General features: G+C 70.2%; 18 protein-coding genes. 7 read left to right on the top strand and 11 right to left on the bottom strand.

From position 1 onward, the window contains the following. The first annotated feature begins 1 nt into the window (after position 1). Entirely contained in the window at positions 2-1396 is a 1395-nt protein-coding gene (locus ACFVWD_RS22255) for an MATE family efflux transporter (protein ID WP_389598302.1), read from the top strand. On the opposite strand, the gene ACFVWD_RS22250 is transcribed toward ACFVWD_RS22255, so the two are convergent. Further along, a complete protein-coding gene (locus ACFVWD_RS22250; protein WP_389598385.1) occupies positions 1339-2394 on the bottom strand; it encodes a LacI family DNA-binding transcriptional regulator in 1056 nt (351 codons plus the stop codon). The genes ACFVWD_RS22255 and ACFVWD_RS22250 overlap by 58 nt on opposite strands. 127 nt (positions 2395-2521) lie before the next feature. Here ACFVWD_RS22250 and ACFVWD_RS22245 point away from each other — a divergent pair, with 127 nt between their 5' ends. Continuing rightward, entirely contained in the window at positions 2522-3676 is a 1155-nt protein-coding gene (locus tag ACFVWD_RS22245; RefSeq protein ID WP_389598300.1) for a Gfo/Idh/MocA family protein, read from the top strand. A gap of 166 nt (positions 3677-3842) precedes the next feature. Then, complete coding sequence (locus tag ACFVWD_RS22240) at positions 3843-5285, top strand: alginate lyase family protein (RefSeq protein WP_389598384.1); 1443 nt, start codon at positions 3843-3845, stop codon at positions 5283-5285. Positions 5286-5333: 48 nt separating this feature from the next. Here the strand turns inward: ACFVWD_RS22240 and ACFVWD_RS22235 are convergent, their stop codons facing one another. From ACFVWD_RS22235 to iolC, 6 genes are all read right to left on the bottom strand, one after another. Beyond that, positions 5334-6077, bottom strand: a complete 744-nt coding sequence (locus ACFVWD_RS22235) for a GntR family transcriptional regulator (protein ID WP_389598382.1) — start codon at positions 6075-6077, stop codon at positions 5334-5336. A gap of 136 nt (positions 6078-6213) precedes the next feature. Further along, complete coding sequence (locus tag ACFVWD_RS22230) at positions 6214-7707, bottom strand: CoA-acylating methylmalonate-semialdehyde dehydrogenase (protein WP_389598298.1); 1494 nt, start codon at positions 7705-7707, stop codon at positions 6214-6216. Positions 7708-7751: 44 nt separating this feature from the next. Further along, a complete protein-coding gene (gene iolD / locus ACFVWD_RS22225) occupies positions 7752-9623 on the bottom strand; it encodes a 3D-(3,5/4)-trihydroxycyclohexane-1,2-dione acylhydrolase (decyclizing) (RefSeq protein ID WP_389598296.1) in 1872 nt (623 codons plus the stop codon). After that, on the bottom strand, positions 9623-10531 hold the full coding sequence (iolB, locus tag ACFVWD_RS22220) for a 5-deoxy-glucuronate isomerase (protein ID WP_389598294.1): 909 nt from the start codon (positions 10529-10531) through the stop codon (positions 9623-9625). Before iolB ends, iolD begins: the two co-directional genes overlap by 1 nt. A 72-nt stretch (positions 10532-10603) precedes the next feature. Then, a complete protein-coding gene (locus tag ACFVWD_RS22215; protein WP_389598293.1) occupies positions 10604-11482 on the bottom strand; it encodes a deoxyribose-phosphate aldolase in 879 nt (292 codons plus the stop codon). Positions 11483-11511: 29 nt separating this feature from the next. Further along, positions 11512-12483: a 5-dehydro-2-deoxygluconokinase gene (gene iolC, locus ACFVWD_RS22210; protein ID WP_385382957.1), complete on the bottom strand. Its 972-nt coding sequence runs from the start codon at positions 12481-12483 to the stop codon at positions 11512-11514. A 294-nt stretch (positions 12484-12777) separates the two neighbouring features. Between iolC and ACFVWD_RS22205 the strand changes: the two genes are divergently transcribed. The 4 genes from ACFVWD_RS22205 to ACFVWD_RS22190 are packed head-to-tail and all read left to right on the top strand — an operon-like array spanning position 12778 to position 16700. Then, positions 12778-13797 carry a sugar ABC transporter substrate-binding protein gene (locus ACFVWD_RS22205; protein WP_389598291.1) on the top strand — a complete coding sequence of 340 codons (1020 nt, stop codon included), beginning with the start codon at positions 12778-12780 and terminating at the stop codon, positions 13795-13797. After that, entirely contained in the window at positions 13797-14873 is a 1077-nt protein-coding gene (locus tag ACFVWD_RS22200; protein ID WP_389598290.1) for an ABC transporter permease, read from the top strand. The genes ACFVWD_RS22205 and ACFVWD_RS22200 overlap by 1 nt, the downstream gene beginning before the upstream one ends. A gap of 8 nt (positions 14874-14881) precedes the next feature. Further along, positions 14882-15796 (top strand): ATP-binding cassette domain-containing protein, encoded by a 915-nt coding sequence (locus tag ACFVWD_RS22195; RefSeq protein ID WP_389598288.1) that lies wholly within the window; start codon positions 14882-14884, stop codon positions 15794-15796. 1 nt (position 15797) lies between these two features. Further along, complete coding sequence (locus ACFVWD_RS22190) at positions 15798-16700, top strand: sugar phosphate isomerase/epimerase family protein (protein ID WP_389598286.1); 903 nt, start codon at positions 15798-15800, stop codon at positions 16698-16700. Positions 16701-16841: 141 nt separating this feature from the next. Here the strand turns inward: ACFVWD_RS22190 and ACFVWD_RS22185 are convergent, their stop codons facing one another. Genes ACFVWD_RS22185 through ACFVWD_RS22170 form a run of 4 tightly spaced genes read right to left on the bottom strand, consistent with a single transcriptional unit; the run spans position 16842 to position 22753 of the window. Continuing rightward, positions 16842-18254 carry an aldehyde dehydrogenase family protein gene (locus tag ACFVWD_RS22185; RefSeq protein WP_389598284.1) on the bottom strand — a complete coding sequence of 471 codons (1413 nt, stop codon included), beginning with the start codon at positions 18252-18254 and terminating at the stop codon, positions 16842-16844. Positions 18255-18256: 2 nt separating this feature from the next. After that, positions 18257-19960, bottom strand: coding sequence for a thiamine pyrophosphate-binding protein (locus ACFVWD_RS22180; protein ID WP_389598283.1), 1704 nt, complete (start codon positions 19958-19960; stop codon positions 18257-18259). Beyond that, a complete protein-coding gene (locus ACFVWD_RS22175; protein WP_389598281.1) occupies positions 19957-20883 on the bottom strand; it encodes an SDR family NAD(P)-dependent oxidoreductase in 927 nt (308 codons plus the stop codon). Before ACFVWD_RS22175 ends, ACFVWD_RS22180 begins: the two co-directional genes overlap by 4 nt. A gap of 43 nt (positions 20884-20926) precedes the next feature. Next, positions 20927-22753, bottom strand: coding sequence for a flavin-containing monooxygenase (locus tag ACFVWD_RS22170; protein WP_389598279.1), 1827 nt, complete (start codon positions 22751-22753; stop codon positions 20927-20929). Positions 22754-22773: the final 20 nt, after the last annotated feature.

Raw genomic sequence — 22773 nt, 5'->3', positions numbered from 1 at the left:
CATGCCGACCACTCTCCTCCGTGACAGCCGCGCGCTCGCCACCCTCGCCGTGCCGCTCGTCCTCACCCAGCTCGCCCAGGTCGCGCTGACCACCACCGACACCGTGATGATGGGCCTGCTCGGCACCCGGGAACTCGCGGCCGGCGGCCTGGCCATCGTGATCTTCAACCAGGTGCGGACCATGGGCGTCGGCCTGGTCACCTCCGTGGGCAACCAGATCGCCGCCGCGGCGGCCCGCGCGGAGAACGCCACCGAGGCCGAGCAGCGCAAGGCGCGCGAGGACGTCCGCGGGATCGTCCGGGCGAGTCTGGCCGTGGCCACGCTCGCCGGTGTCGCCGGGGCCGTCCTCATGATCCTCGTCGGCCAGTGTCTGGGCCTGCTCGGGCAGGACGCGGCGGTCGTCGACAGCGCCCGGACGATGCTGTTCGCGCTGGCGCCCGGACTGCTGCCCTGTCTGTGGTTCCAGGCGATCCGCCAGTTCACCGTCGGGATGCGGCGCCCGCAGGCGCTGCTCCAGATCACCGTGGCGTCCATCGCCGTCAACGCGGGCCTCAACTGGGTGCTGATCCACGGCACCTGGGGCTTGCCGAAGCTCGGCCTCACGGGCATCGGCGTCGCCACATCCACCGTGTACCTGCTGTCCTTCCTCGCCCTGTACGTCTCGGCGCGGCGGGACGCCGAGCTGGCACCGCTGCTCAGCCTGAACGTCACCGAGGCCGACCAGGCCACGGTCGGGCGCCTGGTCGGCCTCGGCGTCCCGATCGCGGCCACCTACGGCTCGGAGGCCGGGTTCTTCTCGCTCACCGCGCTGATGGCCGGTTCCTTCGGCCCGGCCGCGCTGGCCGCGCACACGGCCGTCAACCAACTCGTCTACATCGTCTTCCAGGTGGCGGTCGGCCTCTCCCACGCCGCGTCCATCAACGTCAGCCGCGAGCTCGCCCTCGGCCGTATCGGCGACGCCCGGCGCATCAAGAACACCGCGCTCGCCTGCGCGGCGGCCGTGATGACGGTCGTCGGCGTCGTCTACGTCACGCTGCCGGGGCTGGTGCTGGCCCCGTTCCTCGAATCGGGCTCCGACCGGGCGCTCGACATCGCCACGCATCTGCTGGTCGTCACCGCGTTCCTGCAGTTCTTCGACTGCGCGCAGAACATCGGCGTCGGACTGCTGCGCGGCCTCGACGACACCAGGAGCGGCTTCCGGATCACGCTGATCGGCTACTGGGCCGTCGGGCTGCCCGCCGCCTGGCTGGGGGCCTACCCACTCGGCCTCGACACCGTCGGTATCTGGCTCGGTCTGCTCACCGGCCTCGCCACCACCGCCGTACTCCTGCTGCGCCGCTACTCGGCGTCCCTCACCGCCCGCACCGCCGTCGCTGCGGCGCCGGCTCCCGCCTGACCGAGTGGGGGCGCCGTCGTGCCGCGGACCTCGAGGGCCGGGGCGGTGAGGACGACCTCGCCGGGGCGGGCGGGGTCGGCGATCCGGTCGAGCAGGCACTGCGCGGCACGGCGGCCGACGTCATGGCCGGCGCTGTCCACGGTGGTGAGCCACAGGTGCCGCAGCCGTGAGAGGTAGGTGTTGTCGTAGCCGACGAGGGAGAGGTCGCGCGGCACCTGGAGGCCGAGTTCCTCCGCGGCCGAGAGGGCGCCGACGCAGGCGATGTCGTTGAACGCGAAGACGGCGGTGGGCCGTTCGCGGGCGCTGAGCAGCCGTACCGTGGCACGGTAGCCGCCCTCCTCGGTCAGGTCGCCCTGCTCCACGACCGCCTCCGCGGCCAGTCCGTGCTCGCGCATGACCGCCTCGAAGCTGCGGCGGCGCAGCTCACCGACCATCCCCTGCCCCGCGATGTGCGCGATCCGGCGGTGGCCGAGGCCGATGAGATGTTCGGTGGCAAGGCGGGCGCCGCGTTCGTCGTCGTTGGCGACCACGTCGACACCGGGCAGCTCGGGCTCCCGGGCGCCCGCGACCACGGTGGGGATCTGCCCGGCCGCCGTCCGCAGCGCCTCGGCGGCCGGGAGGGTGCCGACGGCGATCAGACCGTCGACACGCAGGTCCACGAAGGTACGGGTGAGGTCCTCGCCCAGACGCCGGTTGAGATGGCCGTCGGCGAGCAGCATGTGCAGACCTGAGTCGTGCAGCCGGGAGTTCAGACCGTCCAGCAGCTCCACGAACCAGGGGTTGCGCATGTCGTTGAGAAGCACCCCGACCGTGCGGGTGCGCCGCTCACTGAGGCTGCGCGCCGCGGCGTTGGGCCGGTAGCCGAGCTCCTCGACGGCGGCCAGAACGGCCTGCCGCTTCTCGTCACGGACCTGGTCGGAGCCGCGCAGCACGAGGGAGACCAGCGACTTCGACACTCCGGCCCGCTCGGCGACGTCGCGAATCGTCGGTGCTCTCATGGTCTGCATGGCTCCATTCCTGGACCGTTCCATACGGTGGGTGAGCTTGTCAAAGGGGTTGACACGCACTGCAACGGCCTTCAATGTGAGCCGGGAAATCGTTGGACCGGTCCAAAGAGGGGCAGTCATGGTGCGTTCGCTCGGCGTTGCCGTCGTGGGGTTCGGCTGGATGGGACGGGTGCACACCCAGGCGTACGCCCGCGTGCCCCACCACTTCCCCGGGCTGTCCCTGCGGCCCGAACTGGTCGCCGTCGCCGACGAGGTGCCGGGCCGGGCGGAGGAGGCCGCGGCCCAGTACGGCTTCGCCGCCGCCCACCGCGACTGGCGCGAGGTGGCCGCCGATCCCCGGGTCCAGGCGGTGAGCATCGCCGCGCCGAACTTCCTGCACCGCGAGATCGGTCTCGCCATGGCCGAGGCGGGCAAGCACATCTGGATCGAGAAGCCGGTGGGACTGACCGCCGAGGATGCCCGAGCCGTGTCGGACGCGGTCACCAAGGCCGGGGTCCAGGGCACGGTCGGCTTCAACTACCGCAGTGCCCCGGCCGTCGCCGCCGCCCGCGAACTGATCGCCTCCGGCGAGATCGGCACCGTCACCCATGTCCGCATCCGGTTGTTCAGCGACTACGCGGCCCATCCCGAGGGCGCTCTGACCTGGCGCTACGAGCGAGAGCGCGGCGGCAGCGGAGTCCTCGGCGACCTGGCCTCGCACGGCGTCGACCTGGCGCGCTTCCTGCTCGGCGAGATCGAGGCACTGACCGCCGACACCGCGATCTTCCTGCCTCGGCGGGCCCGCCCGACCGGCGCCACCGCCGGTCACACCCGCGCGACGGGCGGCGAACTGGGCCCGGTGGAGAACGAGGACTACGTCAACTGTCTGCTGCGCTTCGCCTCCGGTGCGCGGGGCGTGCTGGAGGCCTGCCGGGTCTCGGTGGGCGAGCAGAACAACTACGGCTTCGAGGTGCACGGCACCAAGGGCGCGGTCTTCTGGGACTTCCGGCGCATGGGCGAGCTGGGCGTCAGCAGGGGTACGTCGTACCAGGACCAGCCCGTGAGCACGGTGTACGTCGGCCCCGGGGACGGCGAGTACGCGGCCTTCCAGCCGGGCTCCGCGAACAGCATGGGCTACGACGATCTCAAGGTCATCGAGGCCCACCACTTCCTGCGGTCGATCGCCGACAACACCGCGTACGGCGCGACGCTGGCCGACGCGGTGCACAGCGCGGCCGCGCTGGACGCGATGTCCCGCTCCGCCGAGCGGGGCGCATGGGTGCCGCTGGCATGACGGGCGGTCGCGATGGCCGGACCGGATCCGTCATCGCGTCCATGAAGGACGGCCGGGCGACTTTCTGTTATCGGCCGCGTTCCACGGCGTCTCCTGTGCGTAGGCATCCCCGGGCACCGAGCGCTAAGGAACCACGTCAGTGACAGCACAGATCAGTCGCCGGAACATGCTGAAGATCGCCGGTGCGGCCGCGGGCGCCACCGTGGCCGGCACCGTCCTCGCGGCGGCCCCGGCAGCGGCGGCGGGCGGTGCCTTCGCGCACCCCGGGATGCTGCACACCCGGGCCGATCTGCACCGCATGGCGACCCAGGTGAAGGCCGGCGCGCAGCCCTACACGGCCGGCTTCGCCAGGCTGACGGCCAACCGGCATGCCCAGAGCACCTGGACGGCCAACCCCCAGGCGACCGTCTACCGCGGCTCGGGCACGCCCGAGAACTACGCCACCCTCTACAACGACATCCACGCCGCCTACCAGAACGCCCTGCGCTGGCACGTCACCGGAGACACCGCGCACGCCGACACCGCCCGCGACATCCTCAACGCCTGGTCGGCCAGGCTGACGAGGCTCGACGGCAGCGCCGACCGGTTCCTCGCCTCGGGCCTCTACGGCTACCAGTTCGCCAACGCCGCCGAGCTCGTCCGCGGCCACGACGGCTTCGAACTGGCCCGGTTCCAGAAGATGATGCTCGACGTCTTCCACCCGCTGAGCGAGGATTTCCTCGCCCACCACAACGGCTCCTACATCACCAACTACTGGGCCAACTGGGACCTGACGAACATCGCCTCCGTCCTCGCGATCGGCATCCTGTGCGACGACCGGGCGAAGGTCGACCGGGCCGTCGAGTACTTCAAGCACGGCACGGGGATGGGCTCCGTCAAGAACGCCATCCCGGTCGTGTACGCCGACGGCCTGGCCGAATGGGTCGAGGCAGGCCGCGACCAGGGTCATGCCCTGCTGGGCGTCGGCCTGATGGGCACCATCTGCGAGATGGCCTGGAACCAGGGCATCGACCTGTACGGCTACGACGACAGCCGCTTCCTCAAGGGCGCCCAGTACGTCGCCAAGTGGAGCCTGGGCGGAGACGTGCCCTACACCTCGTACACCCGTAAGAAGGGCGCACCCGGCATCTGGTCGGGCTCGGAGACCGCGTCCGCGGCGGCGGCCGTCGATCCGGCCATGGCCCGGCCGATCTGGGCCATGATCGCCAACCACTACACCGAGCGCCGGGGGCTGGACGCGCCGCACCTCACGAAGATCGCGGCCCGGTTCGCGCCCGAGGGGGGCGGCGGGGACTACGGTCCCAACAGCGGCGGCTACGACCAACTCGGCTTCGGCACGCTGGCGTTCACCCGCCCCCGGGCCACCGCCGCCGAGGCGACAACATCGCCTACGCCCACCACCAGTACGTCCGGTGCGTCGCCCTCCGGCAGTACGTCCGCCACGCCCTCCGCCTCCGCGAGCCCCCTCGGTGGGAAGGGCGACGACCTGGCCGCCACCGGTTCCTCCGACCTGCCGGCCTGGACCGCCGCCACCGGCGTCGCCGCCCTCGCGGGCGGCTTCCTCCTGCTGCGCCGCCGCGACCGGGCCCGCCGCGACGCCGGGGAGTGACGGGCGAGCGAGTGAGAGGCGGGCGTCCGCCTGCCGGTCGCGGCGCGCTCACGTACGGAGCAGCAACTGGAACTCGAAGGCGTACCGCGAGGAACGGTAGATGTGGGTGCCGTACTCGACCGCGCGGCCGGTGTCGTCGTAGGCCGTGCGCTGCATGGTGAGCAGGGCGGCGCCCGCCGGTTCGTCCAGCCGCTCGGCCTCCTCCGGCGAGGCGGAGCGGGCGCCCACGGACTGGCGGGCGCTGTGCAGGGTGATGCCGACGGCACGCATCATGCGGTACAGGCCGGTCGACTCCAGCCGGGCGGTGTCGACGTCCAGCAGCCCTTCCGGGATGTAGTTGCACAGGGCCGCCACGGGCCGGTCGTGGGTGAGGCGCAGCCGCTCCACGCGGTGCACCGCGCCGCCCTCGGGGAGGCCCAGGGCTGCCGCGACCTCGGCGGACGCGGGCTCGACCGCGTTGTGCAGCACCTGGGTCGTGGGACGCTGCCCGGCGTTCTCCAGGTCGTCGTAGAGGCTGCTGAGCTCCAGCGGGCGTTTGACCTGGCTGTGCACCACCTGGGTGCCCACGCCCCGGCGGCGGACCAGGAAGCCCTTGTCGACCAGGTTCTGGATGCCCTGACGGACAGTGGGGCGGGACAGGCCGAGGCGGCCCGCGAGCTCGACCTCGTTGCCCAGCAGGCTGCCCGGGCTCAGCACACCGCGCTGGATCGCGGCCTCCAGCTGTTGGGCGAGCTGGTAATAGAGCGGTACGGGGCTGTTGCGGTCCAGCGCGAAGTCCAGGCCCACGGGCATGGCGGCCGCTGCTCGTGGAGATCGGGCGGTCCGGCGGACGGGAACCTTTGCCATCGCATCGTCCTGACGGTCGGTCCTGAGGACGGCCGGTGCGGGAACCGAAGTGGTCTGTCCCCGCACCGGCCGCCACTGCGAGTCAGGAGTGGCTGGGGAAGCCGAGGTTGATGCCCGCGTCGGCCGGGTCGGGCCACCGCGTGGTGATCACCTTGCCCTGGGTGTAGAAGGCGATGCCGTCGTTGCCGTAGATGTGCAGGTCGCCGAAGAGGGAGTCCTTCCAGCCGCCGAAGGAGTGATAGCCGACGGGCACCGGGATCGGCACGTTGATGCCGACCATGCCCGCCTGGACCTCCAGCTGGAAGCGGCGCGCGGCGCCGCCGTCCCGGGTGAAGATCGCGGTGCCGTTGCCCCAGCGGGAGGCGTTGATGAGCTTGATGGCGTCGTCGTAGGTGTCGGCGCGCACCACGCACAGCACCGGGCCGAAGATCTCGTCCTTGTACGCGTCCGCCGTCACCGGGACCTTGTCGAGCAGCGAGACACCGAGGAAGAAGCCGTCCTCGTGGCCGTCGACGGAGTAGCCGGTGCCGTCGACGACGACCTCGGCACCCTGGACCGCCGCGCCGGCGACGTACGACGCCACCTTGTCGCGGTGCTCGCGCGTGATCAGCGGGCCCATCTCGGAGGCGGGGTCGTTGCCGGGGCCGATGCGCAGGTTCTTCGCCCGCTCGGCGATCTTGCCGACCAGCTCGTCGCCGGTGTCGCCGACCGCGACCACGACCGAGACCGCCATACAGCGCTCGCCTGCCGAGCCGTAGGCGGCGTTGATCGCCTGGTCGGCCGCGAAGTCCAGGTCGGCGTCGGGCAGGACGAGCATGTGGTTCTTGGCACCGCCCAGTGCCTGTACGCGCTTGTCGTGCTCGACGCCCTTGAGCTGGATGTACTTGGCGATGGGCGTGGAACCGACGAAGGAGACCGCGACGACGTCCGGGTGCTCCAGGAGACGGTCCACCGCGACCTTGTCGCCCTGCACGATGTTCAGCACACCGTCCGGAAGCCCGGCCTCGGAGGCCAGCTCGGCGAGCCGGAAGGAGGCGGAGGGGTCCTTCTCGCTCGGCTTGAGCACGAAGGCGTTGCCGCAGGCGATGGCGAGCGGGAACATCCACATCGGCACCATGGCCGGGAAGTTGAACGGCGTGATGCCGGCGACGACACCCAGCGGCTGGCGGATCGAGGCGACGTCGACCCGGGTCGAGACCTGCGTGGACAGCTCGCCCTTGAGCTTCTCGGCGATGCCGCAGGCCAGCTCGACGATCTCCATGCCGCGGGCGACCTCGCCGAGCGCGTCCGAGTGCACCTTGCCGTGCTCGGCGGTGATCAGCTCGGCGATCTCGTCGCGGTGCGCGTCGAGGAGTTCGCGGTACTTGAAGAGGATCGCCGTGCGCTTGGCGAGCGAGGCGTTGCCCCAACTCTCGTACGCAGACTTGGCGTTGGCGACGGCGGCGTCCACCTCGTCGACCGAGGCGAAGCCGACCTGCTTCTCCTGGGCACCGGTGGCCGGGTTGTAGACGGGACCGAAGCGTCCGGAGGCGGACTCGACGGGCTTGCCGCCGATCCAGTGGGTGATGGTCTTCATGGTGCGGGGGCCTTTCGGTGGCGGGGCAGGCGAAGAGGTCGGGATCAGAGGTGGCGGCGGCGGGCGGCGGCGTGGCCGTCGTACCGTTCACGGGCGGCCGACGCGGCGTCGCGGGAGGCGACTTCGGCGACGGGTACGTCCCACCAGGCCTCGGCGGGCGGTGCGGTGGGCGTCGGGTCGGTCTCGACGTAGACGCAGGTCGGCCGGTCCGAGGCGCGCGCGGCGGCCAGGGCGTCGCGCAGTTCCCGTACGGTCTTGGCGCGGATGACGTCCATGCCGAGGCTGGCGGCGTTGGCGGCGAGGTCCACCGGGAGCGGGGCCCCGGAGAACGTGCCGTCGGCGGCGCGGTACCGGTAGGCGGTGCCGAAGCGCTCGCCTCCGACCTCCTCGGAGAGGCCGCCGATGGAGGCGTAGCCGTGGTTCTGGATCAGGACCAGGTTGACGGGCAGGCCCTCCTGGACGGCGGTGACGATCTCGGTGGGCATCATCAGGTAGGTGCCGTCGCCGACCAGCGACCAGACGGGCGTGCCGGGGGCGGCCTGCTGGACGCCGATGCCGGCCGGGATCTCGTAGCCCATGCAGGAGTAGCCGTACTCCAGGTGGTACTGGCGCGGGCCGCGCGCCCGCCACAGCTTGTGCAGGTCACCGGGGAGCGAGCCGGCCGCGTTGATGACCACGTCGTCGTCGCCGACGACGGCGTCCAGGGCGCCGAGGACCTGCGTCTGGGTGGGTACGGCGGAGTCCTCCGCCCGGTAGGCGGCTTCGACGACCTCCTCCCAACGTGCCTTGCCCGCGCGGTAATCAGCCTCGTACGCCGCGTCGACCCGGTGGCCGGACAGCCCCTCCGCCAGCGCCTCGAGACCCGTCCGCGCGTCCGCGACCAGCGGCCGGGCGGCGAGCTTGTGGGCGTCGAAGGCGGTGATGTTGAGGTTGACGAAGCGGACGCCGGGCTGCTGGAACAGCGTGTTCGAGGCGGTGGTGAAGTCCGTGTAGCGGGTGCCGACCCCGATGATCAGGTCAGCGTTACGGGCGATGTCGTCGCAGACCGCGGTGCCGGTGTGACCGATGCCGCCGAGGTCGGCGGGGTGGTCGTGACGCAGCGAGCCCTTGCCCGCCTGGGTGGAGGCGACCGGGATGCCGGTGGCGTCGACCAGGGCCTTGAGCGCTGCCTCGGCCTCGCTGTGGTGCACTCCCCCGCCGGCGACGATCAGTGGGCGCTCGGCGGCGCGGATCGCCCGTACGGCTTCGGCGAGTTCCAACGGATCGGGGGCGGGACGGCGTACGCGCCAGACGCGCTCGGCGAAGAACTCCTCCGGCCAGTCGTACGCCTCGGCCTGCACGTCCTGCGGCAGGGCGAGGGTGACGGCACCGGTGTCGGCCGGGTCGGCCAGCACCCGCATCGCGTTCAGCGCCGCCGGGATCAGCATCTCCGGGCGGGTGATCCGGTCGAAGTAGCGGGAGACCGGGCGCAGAGTGTCGTTGACGGAGACATCCGCCTCGACGGGGTGTTCCAGCTGCTGGAGCAGGGGGTCGGCGGAGCGCGTCGCGAAGTAGTCGCCGGGCAGCAGCAGTACGGGCAGGCGATTGATCGTCGCGAGGGCGGCGCCGGTGACGAGGTTGGTGGCGCCGGGGCCGATGGACGTGGTCACGGCCTGCGCGGAGAGGCGGCTGAGCTGGCGGGCGTAGCCGACCGCCGCGTGCACCATGGACTGTTCGTTGCGGCCCTGGTGGAAGGGCATGGTGTCCTCGCCGGCCTCCAGGAGGGCCTGGCCGATGCCCGCCACATTGCCGTGGCCGAAGATGCCCCAGGTGCCGGCGATCAGCCGGTGGCGTACGCCGTCGCGCTCGCTGTACTGCGCGGACAGGAAGCGCACCAGTGCCTGGGCTGTCGTCAGGCGACGGGTGGTGGTGCTCATCAGGACCTCTCGGGGGCGGTGTAGAGGGGCAGGCGGGGGTCGACCGGCCGCTCCGGCCAGGTGTCACGGATCCAGGCGTGGTCGGGGTGGTCGCAGATCAGCCAGGCGCGGTCGGTGCCGGGGCCGGCCATGACGTTGAGGTAGTACATGTCGTGGCCGGGCACGGCCATGGACGGCCCGTGCCAGCCGTCGGGTATGAGGACGACGTCGCCGTCGCGCACCTCGGCCAGCACATCGGTGTTGGCGCCGTGGCCCGAGGGCGAGACGCGCTGGTAGCCGAGGCCGGGTGTGCCCTCGTGCGGGGCGAACTCGAAGTAGTAGATCTCCTCGAGTTCGGACTCCTCGCCGGGCCGGTGTTCGTCGTGCTTGTGCGGCGGGAAGGAGGACCAGTTGCCACCGGGGGTGATCACCTCGACGGCGATCAGCTTGTCGCACTCGAAACCCTGTCCATCACCGCCTCCGGCGGGGGCTGCCGCGCCGAAGTTGTTGACCTGGCGGGAGCAGGAGCCGGTGCCGCGCAGTTCGACCGGGACGCAGGAGGCGGGCCCGTAGCGGGCGGGCAGTCGGCGGTTGCAGCGGGCGCCGGTGAGCGCGAACCGGCCGCCGTCGCGCGAGGCGATCGAGACCTGGGCGTCGCGGGGCACGTACGCGAAGTCGCTCACCCCGCTGAAGACGCTCTCGCGGCCGGCGAGCCGGAACGTATCGCCGCCGACCGCGACGGTGCAGCCGCCCGAGAGCGGGAGCACGATCCACTCGCTGTCGCCGGTGTCGAAGGCGTGCCAGCCGCCGGCGGGCAGTTCGAGCACCCGCAGGCTGGAGTGGCCCCAGCCGGCCGACTCGGGAGTGACGTCCACGGCGTAGACGTCGGCGGCGGCCTTGCCCGCGGGCAGATGGTGCGTGGTGGTCATCGGGAGGGGCTCCTCTACGGGAATCAGAGCGGGCCTTCGCGAGGCGGCGAGTCGGCGCGGGCGGGGTGGGAGTCAGAGCAGGCCGACCGCGGTGTCCACCGCGGTCTCCACGCTGCCCTCGGCGGGGTAGAGCAGCGAGCGGCCCACGACCATGCCCTGGACGGTGGGCAGCCGCAGGGCCTTGCGCCACCTCTCGTACGCGCCCTCCTGGTCACCGCCGACCTCGCCGCCGAGCAGTACGGCGGGCAGGGTGGAGGCCTCCAGCACCTCGGCCATGTCGTCGGGGTCGTCGGTGACCGGGAGCTTGAGCCACGTGTAGGCCGAGGTGCCACCGAGGCCGGAGGCGATGGCGATGGACCGGGTGACGGCCTCGGCGCTCAGGTCGTTGCGGACCTTGCCGTCCACCCGGCGGGATATGAACGGCTCGACGAACAGCGGCAGTCGGCGGGCGGCCATGTCGTCGATGGCGCGCGCGGTGGTCCCCAGGGTCTCCAGGGAGCCCGGGTCGTCGTAGTCGATGCGCACCAGCAGCTTTCCGGCGTCGAAGCGGAGCCGCTCGATGTCCTCGGCGCGGTGGCCGGTGAAGCGGTCGTCCATCTCGAAGGACGCGCCGGACAGGCCGCCGCGGTTCATGGAGCCCATCACGACCTTGTTCTCCAGAACGCCCAGGAGCAGCAGGTCCTCCAGGATGTCGGCGGTGGCGAGCACCCCGTCCACCCCGGGCCGGGCCAGCGCGACGCAGAGGCGTTCGAGGAGGTCGGCGCGGTTGGCCATGGCCAGGCGGTGCTCGCCGACGCCGAGGGCGCCGCGCGCGGGGTGGTCCGCGGCCACGATCATCAGGCGGCCGCTGTCGCCGATCAGCGGGCGGCGGACCCGGCGGGCGGCCGCTTCGGCGATGGCCTCCGGATGCCGGGCGCGCACCGTGGCGAGGTCGGGGATGCTGATGCTCAAGACAGGCTCCGTTCAGGGGGTGGCGTCGGTCAGCCGCGCGCGAGGAGGTCCTCGACCTCGGACTCGGTGGGCATCGCGGAGGAGCAGGCAAGACGGGAGGCGACGAGCGCGCCGGCCGCGTTGGCGTACCGGATGGTCTTCTCCAGCTCCCAGCCGGACAGCAGACCGTGGCAGAGCGAGCCGCCGAACGCGTCTCCGGCGCCGAGGCCGTTGACGACCTCCACGGGGACCGGCGGGACCTCGGCGACGGTGCCGTCGCGGTGGACGGCCAGGACTCCCTTGGGGCCCTGTTTGACGACGGCGAGTTCCACACCGGCCGCCAGCAGGGCTTCGGCGCACGCGCGGGGTTCGCGTACGCCGGTGGCGATCTCGCACTCGTCGAGGTTGCCGACGGCGACGGTGGCGTGGCGCAGCGCCTCGGCGTAGTACGGGCGTGCCTCGTCCGGGTCGGACCAGAACATGGGCCGCCAGTCGAGGTCGAAGACGGTGGTGCCGGACTTGGCACGCGCCTTCAGCGCGGCGAGCGTGGCGGAGCGGCTGGGCTCCTCGCTCAGGCCGGTGCCGGTGATCCAGAAGATGCGGGCCGCCCGGATCGCGAAGAAGTCCAGCTCGTCGGTCCGGATCTCCAGGTCGGGTGCCTTGGGCCGCCGGTAGAAGTAGAGCGGGAAGTCGTCCGGCGGGAAGATCTCGCAGAACGTGATCGGCGTGGGGTAGGCGTCGACGGGCGTGACCCAGCGGTCGTCGACGCCGAACTCCTTGAGCGCCTGGTGGAGATAGGTGCCGAAGGGGTCCTGTCCGGTGCGGGTGATCACCGCGGTGGACCGGCCGAGGCGGGCGGCGGCCACCGCGACGTTGGCCGCCGAGCCGCCGAGGAACTTCCCGAAGGACTCGACCTGCGCGAGCGGCACACCCGTCTGCAGGGGATACAGATCGACGCCGATGCGTCCCATGGTGATGACGTCGAGGGATTCGGCGTCGAAGGATTCAGCGGACTCAGGCATGCGTGACGCTCCTGATGCGTGGGGATGCGGGCAACGGGGCGCCCGGTGCCTCTTAGGTGTAGGACCCATGGCACCCCCCTGTCAAGACTTTGTACTGACATTCGGACCTGCTCAGGAAATGATGTCTTAACAAAGTATTGACAGGGGGGTGCGTCAGGGACTTGTATCCCGTCCCAACGAAGCAGCCGCGTCACCCGCATCGACCCCGGACGTCCTGTCCGAGCCCCGCACGGGCCCGTCGCCCCGGCGCCGTCCCGTTCCCTTTCCCCTGTCGCACAGTGAGGTGCTGGAAAGATGGACCGCACGTTTCACCCCCGTACCCGCAGAATCGCCCCGCTCGTCGCGACCGCAGCAGCATCCGTGCTGCTCATAGCCGGCTGCTCCAGCAGCTCCGGCGGAAAGAAGTCCGAGGAGAGCGGGGCGGCGGTGTCGGCCGGCAAGGCCGGCACGCCCCGCATGACAGTCGCGCTGGTCACCCACCAGGCACCCGGCGACACGTTCTGGGACATCGTCCGCAAGGGCGCCGAGGCCGCGGCCGCCAAGGACAACGTCAAGCTGATCTACTCCGCCGACCCGAACGCGGGCAGCCAGGCCAACCTGGTCCAGAACGCCATCGACCAGAAGGTCGACGGCATCGCGATCACTCTCGCCAAGCCGGACGCCATGAAGGACGTCGTGAGCAAGGCGACGTCGGCCAAGATCCCCGTGGTCGGCCTCAACTCGGGCGTCAGCGACTGGCAGAAGCTGGGCCTGATGGAGTTTTTCGGCCAGGACGAGACGGTGGCGGGTGAGGCGCTGGGCAAGAGGCTGAACTCGGAGGGCGCGAAGAAGGCCGTCTGTGTGATCCAGGAGCAGGGCAACATCGGACTCACCCAGCGCTGCGACGGTGTGAAGAAGACCTTCAGCGGCAAGACGGAGACCCTGTACGTCAACGGCACCGACATGCCGTCCGTGAAGTCGACGATCACCGCCAAGCTCAAGCAGGACAGCGCGATCGACTACGTGGTCACCCTCGGCGCCCCGTACGCCCTGACCGCGGTGCAGTCGGTGGGCGACGCCGGCAGCAAGGCGAAGATCGCCACGTTCGACCTCAACAAGGACCTGACCGGCGCCATCAGCAAGGGCACGATCCAGTTCGCGGTCGACCAGCAGCCCTACCTCCAGGGCTACCTGGCCGTCGACTCGCTGTGGCTCTACAAGACGAACGGCAACTACAGCGGCGGCGGGGAGCAGCCGATCCTGACCGGGCCGGCCTTCGTCGACAAGTCCAACGTCGACGCCGTCGCCCAGTTCGCCGCGAAGGGCACCCGGTGATGAGCATGGCCCAGCAGGCTGAGCCGGCGGTGACCACACCGCCGGCCCCCGGCCCCAAGGAGACCGACGGCAGGACCGCCCAGCGCTCCCTGACGCTGCGGCTGCTCGCCCGCCCCGAGGTCGGCGTCTTCCTCGGCGCTGTGGCGGTGTTCGTCTTCTTCCTGATCGCCGCGCCGTCGGTACGCTCCGGCAGCTCGATGGCGACCGTGCTCTACCAGTCGTCGACGATCGGGATCATGGCCCTGCCCGTGGCCCTGCTGATGATCGGCGGCGAGTTCGACCTCTCGGCCGGCGTCGCCGTGATCACCTCGGCGCTCACCGCCAGCATGGTCAGCTACCAACTGACCATGAACGTCTGGGTGGGCGTGATCGTCGCACTCATCGTCTCGCTGGCGGTCGGCGCGTTCAACGGCTGGATGATGGTCCGCACCGGGCTACCAAGCTTCCTTGTCACGCTCGGCACCTTCCTGATCCTGCAAGGCGTCAACCTCGCGGTGACCAAGCTGATCACCGGCAACGTCGCGACCGACGACATCAGCACCATGGACGGCTTCGACCAGGCCAAGAAGGTCTTCGCGTCCTCCTTCGACGTCGGCGGCGTCCAAGTGAAGATCACCATCGTGTGGTGGCTGGTCTTCGCCGCGATCGCCACCTGGGTGCTGCTGCGCACCAAGTACGGCAACTGGATCTTCGCCGTCGGCGGCAACCAGGACAGCGCCCGCGCGGTCGGCGTACCGGTCACCTTCACCAAGATCACGCTCTTCATGATGGTCGGCTTCGGCGCCTGGTTCATCGGCATGCACCAGCTGTTCTCCTTCAACACCGTGCAGTCCGGCGAGGGCGTCGGCCAGGAACTGATCTACATCGCCGCGGCGGTGATCGGTGGCTGTCTGCTGACCGGTGGCTACGGCTCCGCGATCGGACCGGTCTTCGGTGCCTTCATGTTCGGCATGGTCAACCAGGGCATCGTGTACGCGGGCTGGAACCCCGACTGGTTCAAGGCCTTCCTCGGCGTGATGCTGCTCGGCGCCACGCTCATCAATCTGTGGGTCCGCCGCGCGGCGACCCGGAGGTGAACCGACCCATGACAACCAACGGATCCGGACCCGCCGGCGCCATCCTCCCGGACGCTCCGCCCGAGGACGGCACCGCCCCGATCGTCGAACTGCGCAGCGCCGGGAAGGCCTACGGCAACATCCGTGCCCTGCACGGAGTCTCCCTCGCCGTCCACCCCGGCCAGGTGACCTGCGTCCTCGGCGACAACGGCGCCGGCAAGTCCACCCTCATCAAAATCATCTCCGGCCTGCACCAGCACACCGAGGGCGAATTCCTCGTCGACGGCACCCCGGTACGCTTCTCCACCCCGCGCGAAGCCCTCGACAAGGGCATCGCCACCGTCTACCAGGACCTCGCCACCGTCCCCCTCATGCCGGTGTGGCGCAACTTCTTCCTCGGCTCCGAGATGACCAAGGGCCCCTGGCCGATCCAGCGCCTCGATATCGACCGCATGAAGAAGACCGCGGACGAGGAACTGCGCAACATGGGCATCGTCCTCGACGACCTGGACCAGCCCATCGGCACCCTCTCCGGCGGCCAGCGCCAGTCGGTGGCCATCGCCCGCGCCGTCTACTTCGGCGCCCGCGTGCTCATCCTCGACGAGCCGACCGCCGCCCTCGGCGTCAAGCAGTCCGGCGTAGTCCTGAAGTACATCGCCGCCGCCCGCGACCGCGGCCTGGGCGTCATCTTCATCACCCACAACCCGCACCACGCGTACATGGTCGGCGACCACTTCAGCGTGTTGCGCCTGGGCACCATGGAACTCAGCGCCGCCCGCAGCGAGGTCAGCCTCGAAGAGCTGACCAACCACATGGCCGGCGGCGCCGAACTCGCCGCGCTCAAGCACGAACTGGCCCAGGTGCGCGGCGTCGACGTCGAGGAACTCCCCGAAGCCGAGGACCTCAAAGCACCCGTGGCGGCCACTCCCGAAGGGACCTCCTGACATGACCGCTCCCCTGGACCGCATCCGGGTCGGCTCCGCACCGGACTCCTGGGGCGTCTGGTTCCCCGACGATCCCCAGCAGGTGCCCTGGGAACGCTTCCTGGACGAGGTGTCCGAGGCCGGCTACTCCTGGATCGAACTCGGCCCCTACGGCTATCTGCCGAGCGACCCGGCCCGGCTCACCGCCGAGATCGACAAGCGCGACCTGAAGGTGTCGGCCGGTACGGTCTTCACCGGGCTGCACCGCGGACCGTCCGTCTGGGACTCCACCTGGGAACACGTCAGCGAGGTCGCCGCGCTCACCCAGGCCATGGGCGCGAAGCATCTGGTGGTCATCCCCTCCTTCTGGCGCGACGACAAGACCGCCGAGATCATCGAGCCGCCTGAGCTGACCGCCGAGCAGTGGGCCCACCTGACCAAGGGCATGGAACGGCTGGGCCACGAGGTCAAGGAGACCTACGGCCTCGACATCGTCGTCCACCCGCACGCGGACACGCACATCGACACCGAGGACCACGTGGAGCGCTTCCTCGACTCCACCGACTCCGACCTGGTCAACCTGTGCCTGGACACCGGGCACTACGCCTACTGCGGCGGCGACAGCGTCAAGCTCATCGAGACGTACGGCGAGCGCATCGGCTATCTGCACCTCAAGCAGGTCGACCCGGCGATCCTCGCCGACGTCGTCAAGAACGAGGTGCCGTTCGGTCCCGCCGTGCAGCGCGGTGTGATGTGCGAACCCCCTTCCGGCGTACCGGAGTTGGAGCCGGTGCTGGTGGCCGCCCAGCGTCTGGGCGTGGAGCTGTTCGCCATCGTCGAGCAGGACATGTACCCCTGCGAGCCGGACAAACCGCTCCCGATCGCCGTACGCACCCGCAAGTTCCTGCGGTCCTGCGGCGCCTGACCCGTCCGGCGCCCCCGCCCGCATCCGCCCGCACCCGGATGTCCGCTCCGTGAGGCGGCCTCGTCATCCCGATGAGGCCGCCTCAGGCGTGCAGGGGTGTCGTCTGGATCGCCCCCTAGGTCCTGTCCGGCGGATCACGCCCTAGCCGAGAATGCCCTTGGTCTCCAGGTAGTCGTGGAAGCCGAACTCGCCCCACTCCCGGCCGTTGCCGCTCTTCTTGTACCCGCCGAACGGACAGCCGAAGTCGAACGCGTCGTTGATCGCGACCCATCCCGCCCGGATGCGACGCGCCACGGCACGCGCCTCATCCAGGTCCGCACCCGCCACATAGCCGGCGAGGCCGTACTCCGTGTCGTTCGCGATCTCGACGGCGTGGTCGACGCTGTCGTAGCCGAGGATCGTCACCACCGGCCCGAAGATCTCCTCGCGGGCGACGGTCATGTCGTTAGTGACCCGGGCGAAGACGGTGGGCTTCACGTAGTAGCCCTTCTCCAGCCCGTCCGGGCGTCCGGTGCCGCCAACCACCAGGGTGGCGCCCTCGTCGATGCCCTTCCGGATCAGCGACTGGATCTTCTCGAACTGGGCCTCCGAGACCACCGGCCCCATCACGAAGTCGCCATGGGGGTCGCCCACGGTGATCCCGGACGCGGTCTGCCGGGCGACGGTGATGGCTTCGTCCATACGTGCGGCGGGGACGAGCATCCGTGACGGCGCGCTGCACGTCTGCCCGGAGTTGCCCATCATGTTGGCCACGCCCTTGCCGACGTTCTCGGCGAAGTCCTCGTCGTCGAGAACGATGTTCGGGCTCTTGCCGCCCAGTTCCTGGGTCACCCTCTTCACCGTGGGCGCGGCGTTCCTCGCGATGTCGATGCCCGCGCGCGTCGAACCGGTGAAGGAGATCATGTCGACGTCCGCGTGGCCGGCGAGCGGCACCCCCACGCCGGGGCCGTCGCCCTGGACGAGATTGAACACACCGGCGGGAACGCCCGCGGCATCCAGGATCTCGGCGAAGATCTGCCCGGTGAAGGGCGACTTCTCCGACGGCTTGAGCACCATGGTGCAGCCGGTCGCCAGCGCCGGGAACACCTTCACCGCGATCTGGTTCATGGGCCAGTTCCACGGGGTGATCAGACCGCAGACGCCGATCGGCTCCTTCACGACCAGCGTGGCGCCGCGCCGCTCCTCGAACACGAAGTCCTTCAGCACCGCGATCGCCGTGGTCAGATGCCCGGCTCCGAGGCCCACTTGGAAGCCGCCCGCGAGCGCGGCCGGCGCGCCCATTTCCTCGGTCAGCGCCGCGGCGAGGTCACCGGCCCGCTTCTGGTACACGTCGAGGACGTTCTGGAGTACCTCGACCCGCTCCTCGCCCGTGGTCGTCGACCAGCCGGGGAAGGCCCGCCGGGCCGCCGCGACCGCCCGGTCGACGTCGGCCGCCGAACCTTGGGCCACCTTGCCGCAGACCTCCTCGGTCGCGGGATTCACGACCTCGAAGGTCTCCGCCCCGGACGGATCGGTCCACTGGCCGCCGATGTAGAACTTCGCATACTCCCGCATGGTCACTGCGTCCCTTCCGCGTACCAGGTCCGGAACTCGTCGTAGCTCGGCATCTCTTCCGAATTCGCCTTGGGGTCGACCGCGACGTGCACGACTCCCGGCCTGCCACTGGCGTAGGCGCGCTTGATGGCGGGGGCGATGTCCTCGTCGCGTTCGACGTACTCGCCGTGGCAGCCGAAGCCCTCGGCGACCTTGTCCAGGCGCGTGTTCCTGCTCCAGTGCACGCCCGTCTCCAGCGACCCCTGGCCGAAGGTGCGTTTGTAGACGCCCACTTCGAGGCCCCAGGCGTAGTCGACGCCGACGACGCAGACGAGCGGCAGGTTCAGACGTGCGGCCGTTTCCAGCTCGGCGATGTGGAACTGGAACGACGAGTCCCCGGTGATCAGCATCAGGGGCCGCTTGCCGCCCTCCGCCACCGAGGCGCCGATCGCGTAGGGAAGTCCCGTGCCCAGGTGGCCGAAGTTCTGGTTCCACATCACGTCATGGGGCTTGGCCTGCGAATACGTCCAGCCGAAGATGGTCGTGGCGCCGCCGTCGCGGACCATGATGCCGTCCTTCGGGAAGACCTTGGTCGCCTCGACGATCAGTCGTGCGGGATGCACGGGTGACATGCCGGACGGGGCCGTCTCCGCGAGCTCCGCGAGTTGGGCCGCGTCCTGTTTGATCCAGCCCGCGAGTTCCGGAGTCGCAGTGCGCGGTGTGTCCTCGAGCGCGTCGACGAGTTGCGGGACGACCGCGCGCAGGTCGCCCACCAGTGGGACGTCGACCGAGCGGTTCACGCCGACGGCCTGGGGATCCTGCTCTACGAGGATCCACCTGCGGTTCGCCTCGTTCGCGACCCAGTGCCGCCCGCGTCCGTAGTGGACCGGCTCACCGAGTTCGGTGCCGATGGCCAGACACAGGTCGGACTTCACCACCGCGTCGATCGCCGCCGCCGAGAAGCCGTAGGGGAACGTACGGTCCTCAAGTCCCGCGATGTACGAAGTGCCGCCCGAAGTCTGGATGACGGGGCAGGCCATCGCCTCGGCGAGCGCCCTGACCGATTCCCCGGCACGGGAGGTGTGGACTCCGTGCCCCACGAGGAGAATCGGCTGCTCGGCCGCGCGGATGAACGCGACGGCCTCGGCGACCTTGTCCGGACCGGCCGTCTGACCGACCAGGCGATAGGCCTCGGGCGGCAACGCCGGGGGTACGTCGAGGTCTTCCTGGATCACATGGGAGGGGTATTCGATGTAGACCGGGCCCGGTGTCCCCGACAGTGCCTTGCGCAGGCCCTCACGGATCACCTCGTCGGTCTGGTCGGCGTACTCGATGCTGGCGGAGTACTTGACCGAGGGTTCGAACAGGGCGGCCTGCTTGACGAACTGGATGCGTCCGCGGCGCACCCGTTGTTCCGTGATCCGGGCGCGCTGGCCGCCCAGGAAGACGACCGGTGAGTTCTCGACCTTGGCGCACATCATGGCTCCGGCCAGGTTGGCGACCCCCGGGCCCAGCGTGCCGATGCACACCGCGGCCCTTCCGGTCATGCGCGAGACCGCCTCCGCCATGAAACCGGCGGACTCCTCATGGTGCGGGGCGACCACGTTCCACCCGCGTTCCTCCGCGAGGTGGAACATGTGGACGAAGTTCGGGTCGGGTATGCCGAAGATGGTGTTGATGCCCTCGGCCTCGAAGAGTTCGAGAATGCGTGCAAAGACTTTCGTCACCGTGTTACCCCTTCACTGTGCCTGGCCATCGCGAAGCTGTTGCGGATGTGGTCGACATGGGCCGAGGGGACGACCGGCAGGATCCAGGGGTCTTTCGTGTCGCGGATGGCGGCGAGCTCCTCGCCGACCTGCTCGATCGACCATGCGGGCCGGTACACGCCCGGGGTCTCGCCCACGAAGGCCCGCGCCACCCGGCCGGCGATCGACACCAGCATCTCCCCGGTGACCGAGCAGGACTCGTGGGCCAGCCAGCCCACGACCGGAGCCGTCAGCTCCGGTCCCATCGGCGGATAGGCCGAGGTGTCGATGCCCTCGGCCATCCTCGTCACGGCGCCGGGGACGATGACGTTGCACTTCACGCCCGCGGCGGCGCCCTCCAGGGCGACCACGTTGGACAGCCCGATCATCCCGGCCTTGGCCATGCCGTAGTTGGCGACGCGGTGGTTGCCGTACAGCCCGCCGATCGACGAGGTCAGCACGACGCGGCCGTAACCCGCCTCGCGCATCAGCGGGAACGCGGGCCGTACGACGTGGAAGGCGCCCCGCAGATGGACGTCGAGTACGGCGTCGAAGTCCTCGTACGTCATCTCGGTCAGCGGCGCCGAACGGACGATGCCCGCGTTGTGGACGAGGACGTCGATCCGGCCGTAGTGGTCGAGCGCCGACTCGACGATCGCCCGGCCGCCCTCGGCCGTCGCCACGGACTCGGCGCACGCGACGGCCTCACCGCCCGCCGCCGTGATCTCCCGGACCACCTCGTCCGCGGGACCGGTGTCGCCGCCGGCCCCGGTCGGACTCCCGCCGGGGTCGTTGACGACGACCTTCGCTCCCTTCGAGCCGAGCAGCAGGGCGTAGGCGCGCCCCAGCCCCCGGCCGGCGCCGGTGATCACGGCTACGCGGTCGTCGAATCTGAGTTCGGGCATGAGGTGTTCCTCTCGCGGGGCGCGCGGTGCGGGACGGGGCTCGTCAGTCGTTCAGGACGAGGCCGCGCATCTCGCCCGTGTCGCGCCATGCCTGGAGCAGGTCCTCCAGGGCGTAGAAGCCGGGCCAGTAGGGTTCGCCCAGGTGTGAGCGGATCTGCTGCTCGCCCTCGTTGTTGTAGTAGCCGGGCGTGCATTCCCGTTGGAAGTCGGTGTTGTCGACCGCGGTCTCCCGGACGGTCGCGCACCACTGGTCCTGCGCTTCCTCGGTGGGCTCCACGGTCGAGGCGCCGCGCGCCAGGGTCTCTTTGATGATGTAGGCGATGTGCTCGGCCTGCTGTTCGAACATCGCCGTCGTGCTCGCGGTCACGCCGCCCTGGAGGAAGCCGGTGAAGAACTGGTTGGGGAAGCCGTGGCTCATGACGCCGTGCAGGGTGCGGTAGCCCTTGGCCCAGTGGTCGTAGAGCGACAGCCCGGCGCGCCCGGCGAACGGCCGGATGCCGAGGCGGCGGTCGAGGTCGGTGGTGATCTCGAAGCCGCTGGCGAAGATGATGCAGTCCACCTCGTGTTCGACGCCGTGGGCGACGATGCCCTTCTCGGTGATGCGTTCGACGCCCTTGGTGTCCGACACGTCGACGAGGGTGACGTTCGGGCGGTTGAAGGTGGGCAGGTACTCGTCGTTGAAGCACGGCCGCTTGCACAGGAAGCGGTAGTAGGGCTTCAGCGCCTGGGCCGTCCTCTCGTCCTCGACGACGGCGTCGACGCGGTCGCGCAGGCGCTGCATCGCCCGGTAGTCCTGGATCTCCCTGAGCTCCATGAACTTCTCCGGATCCACCAGCGCGGCCCAGCCGTCGGTGGCGTCCAGATGCGCGGCCAGATTGCGGCTGACCTCGGTCCAGCCGTCGCAGACGAGGTCCGGCTGGCCCGGCGCGAAGGCCTCGAACGCCGCGGTGTGGAAGTTGCGTTGCCGCTCCTTCTGCCAGCCCGGCTCCAGCGTCTTCACCCATTCCGGGTCGGTCGGTACGTTGCCGCGCTCGTCGATGTACGAGGGCGTGCGCTGGAACACGTGGAGGTGCCGGGCGGAGCGGGCGAGGTGCGGGACCACCTGGATGCCGCTGGCTCCCGTGCCGATGACGGCGACCCGCTTGTCGGCGAGCTTGTCGAGCCCGCCGCTCATGTCGCCGCCGGTGTACGCGTAGTCCCAGCGCGCCGTGTGGAAGGTGTGCCCCCGGAAGTCCGTGATGCCGGGGATTCCGGGGAGCTTCGGCCGGTTGAAAGGGCCCTGGCACATGACGACGAAACGGGCGCGGATGTCGTCGCCCCGGTTGGTGCCGATCCGCCAGCGCCCGATCGACTCGTCCCACTCCATGGAGCGGATCAGGGTGCTGAAGATCGCGTGGTCGTAGAGCCCGAAGTGCTTCCCGATGCGCTGACAGTGCTCGAAGACCTCGTCCCCGAAGGAGTACTTCTGCTTCGGGATGTAGCCGACCTCTTCGAGCATCGGCAGGTAGCAGTAGCAGTCCGTGTCGCACTGGATGCCCGGGTAGCGGTTCCAGTACCAGGCGCCGCCGAAGTCACCGCCGAGTTCGATGATCCGGAAGCCGGCGACGCCGGCCTGCTTGATCCGCGCCGCGGCGATCAGGCCCGAGAGGCCGCCGCCGAGGACCGCCACGTCGATGTCCTGCGAGATCGGGGGCCGGGGTACGACGGGCGTGTACGGATCGGCCTCGTAGTACTCCTCGAATTCGCCCTCGGCCTCCAGGTACTGCTTCTGCCCCTCGCCGCGCAGGCGCTTGTCGCGCTCCAGGAGGTACTTCGCCCTGAGGGCCGCGTGGTCTGTCTGAGGCGTCTGTGTCGGTGCGCATTTCGGCATGCGAAGTCCTCGGCTCGGGC

The sequence above is a fragment of the Streptomyces sp. NPDC058086 genome, assembly GCF_042885015.1.
GTDB lineage: Bacteria > Actinomycetota > Actinomycetes > Streptomycetales > Streptomycetaceae > Streptomyces.
The sequence above is the reverse complement of the archived record's forward strand: the minus strand, read 5'-3'. Positions and strand labels throughout refer to the sequence as shown.

Excerpts from the sequence above, each read along its gene's own strand:
- ACFVWD_RS22255 (WP_389598302.1), top strand. The coding sequence starts at position 2 with ATGCCGACCACTCTCCTCCGTGACAGCCGCGCGCTCGCCACCCTCGCC.
- ACFVWD_RS22250 (WP_389598385.1), bottom strand. The coding sequence starts at position 2,394 with ATGAGAGCACCGACGATTCGCGACGTCGCCGAGCGGGCCGGAGTGTCG.
- ACFVWD_RS22245 (WP_389598300.1), top strand. The coding sequence starts at position 2,522 with ATGGTGCGTTCGCTCGGCGTTGCCGTCGTGGGGTTCGGCTGGATGGGA.
- ACFVWD_RS22240 (WP_389598384.1), top strand. The coding sequence starts at position 3,843 with ATGCTGAAGATCGCCGGTGCGGCCGCGGGCGCCACCGTGGCCGGCACC.
- ACFVWD_RS22235 (WP_389598382.1), bottom strand. The coding sequence starts at position 6,077 with ATGCCCGTGGGCCTGGACTTCGCGCTGGACCGCAACAGCCCCGTACCG.
- ACFVWD_RS22230 (WP_389598298.1), bottom strand. The coding sequence starts at position 7,707 with ATGAAGACCATCACCCACTGGATCGGCGGCAAGCCCGTCGAGTCCGCC.
- iolD (WP_389598296.1), bottom strand. The coding sequence starts at position 9,623 with ATGAGCACCACCACCCGTCGCCTGACGACAGCCCAGGCACTGGTGCGC.
- iolB (WP_389598294.1), bottom strand. The coding sequence starts at position 10,531 with ATGACCACCACGCACCATCTGCCCGCGGGCAAGGCCGCCGCCGACGTC.
- iolC (WP_385382957.1), bottom strand. The coding sequence starts at position 12,483 with ATGCCTGAGTCCGCTGAATCCTTCGACGCCGAATCCCTCGACGTCATC.
- ACFVWD_RS22205 (WP_389598291.1), top strand. The coding sequence starts at position 12,778 with ATGGACCGCACGTTTCACCCCCGTACCCGCAGAATCGCCCCGCTCGTC.
- ACFVWD_RS22200 (WP_389598290.1), top strand. The coding sequence starts at position 13,797 with ATGAGCATGGCCCAGCAGGCTGAGCCGGCGGTGACCACACCGCCGGCC.
- ACFVWD_RS22195 (WP_389598288.1), top strand. The coding sequence starts at position 14,882 with ATGACAACCAACGGATCCGGACCCGCCGGCGCCATCCTCCCGGACGCT.
- ACFVWD_RS22190 (WP_389598286.1), top strand. The coding sequence starts at position 15,798 with ATGACCGCTCCCCTGGACCGCATCCGGGTCGGCTCCGCACCGGACTCC.
- ACFVWD_RS22185 (WP_389598284.1), bottom strand. The coding sequence starts at position 18,254 with ATGCGGGAGTATGCGAAGTTCTACATCGGCGGCCAGTGGACCGATCCG.
- ACFVWD_RS22175 (WP_389598281.1), bottom strand. The coding sequence starts at position 20,883 with ATGCCCGAACTCAGATTCGACGACCGCGTAGCCGTGATCACCGGCGCC.
- ACFVWD_RS22170 (WP_389598279.1), bottom strand. The coding sequence starts at position 22,753 with ATGCCGAAATGCGCACCGACACAGACGCCTCAGACAGACCACGCGGCC.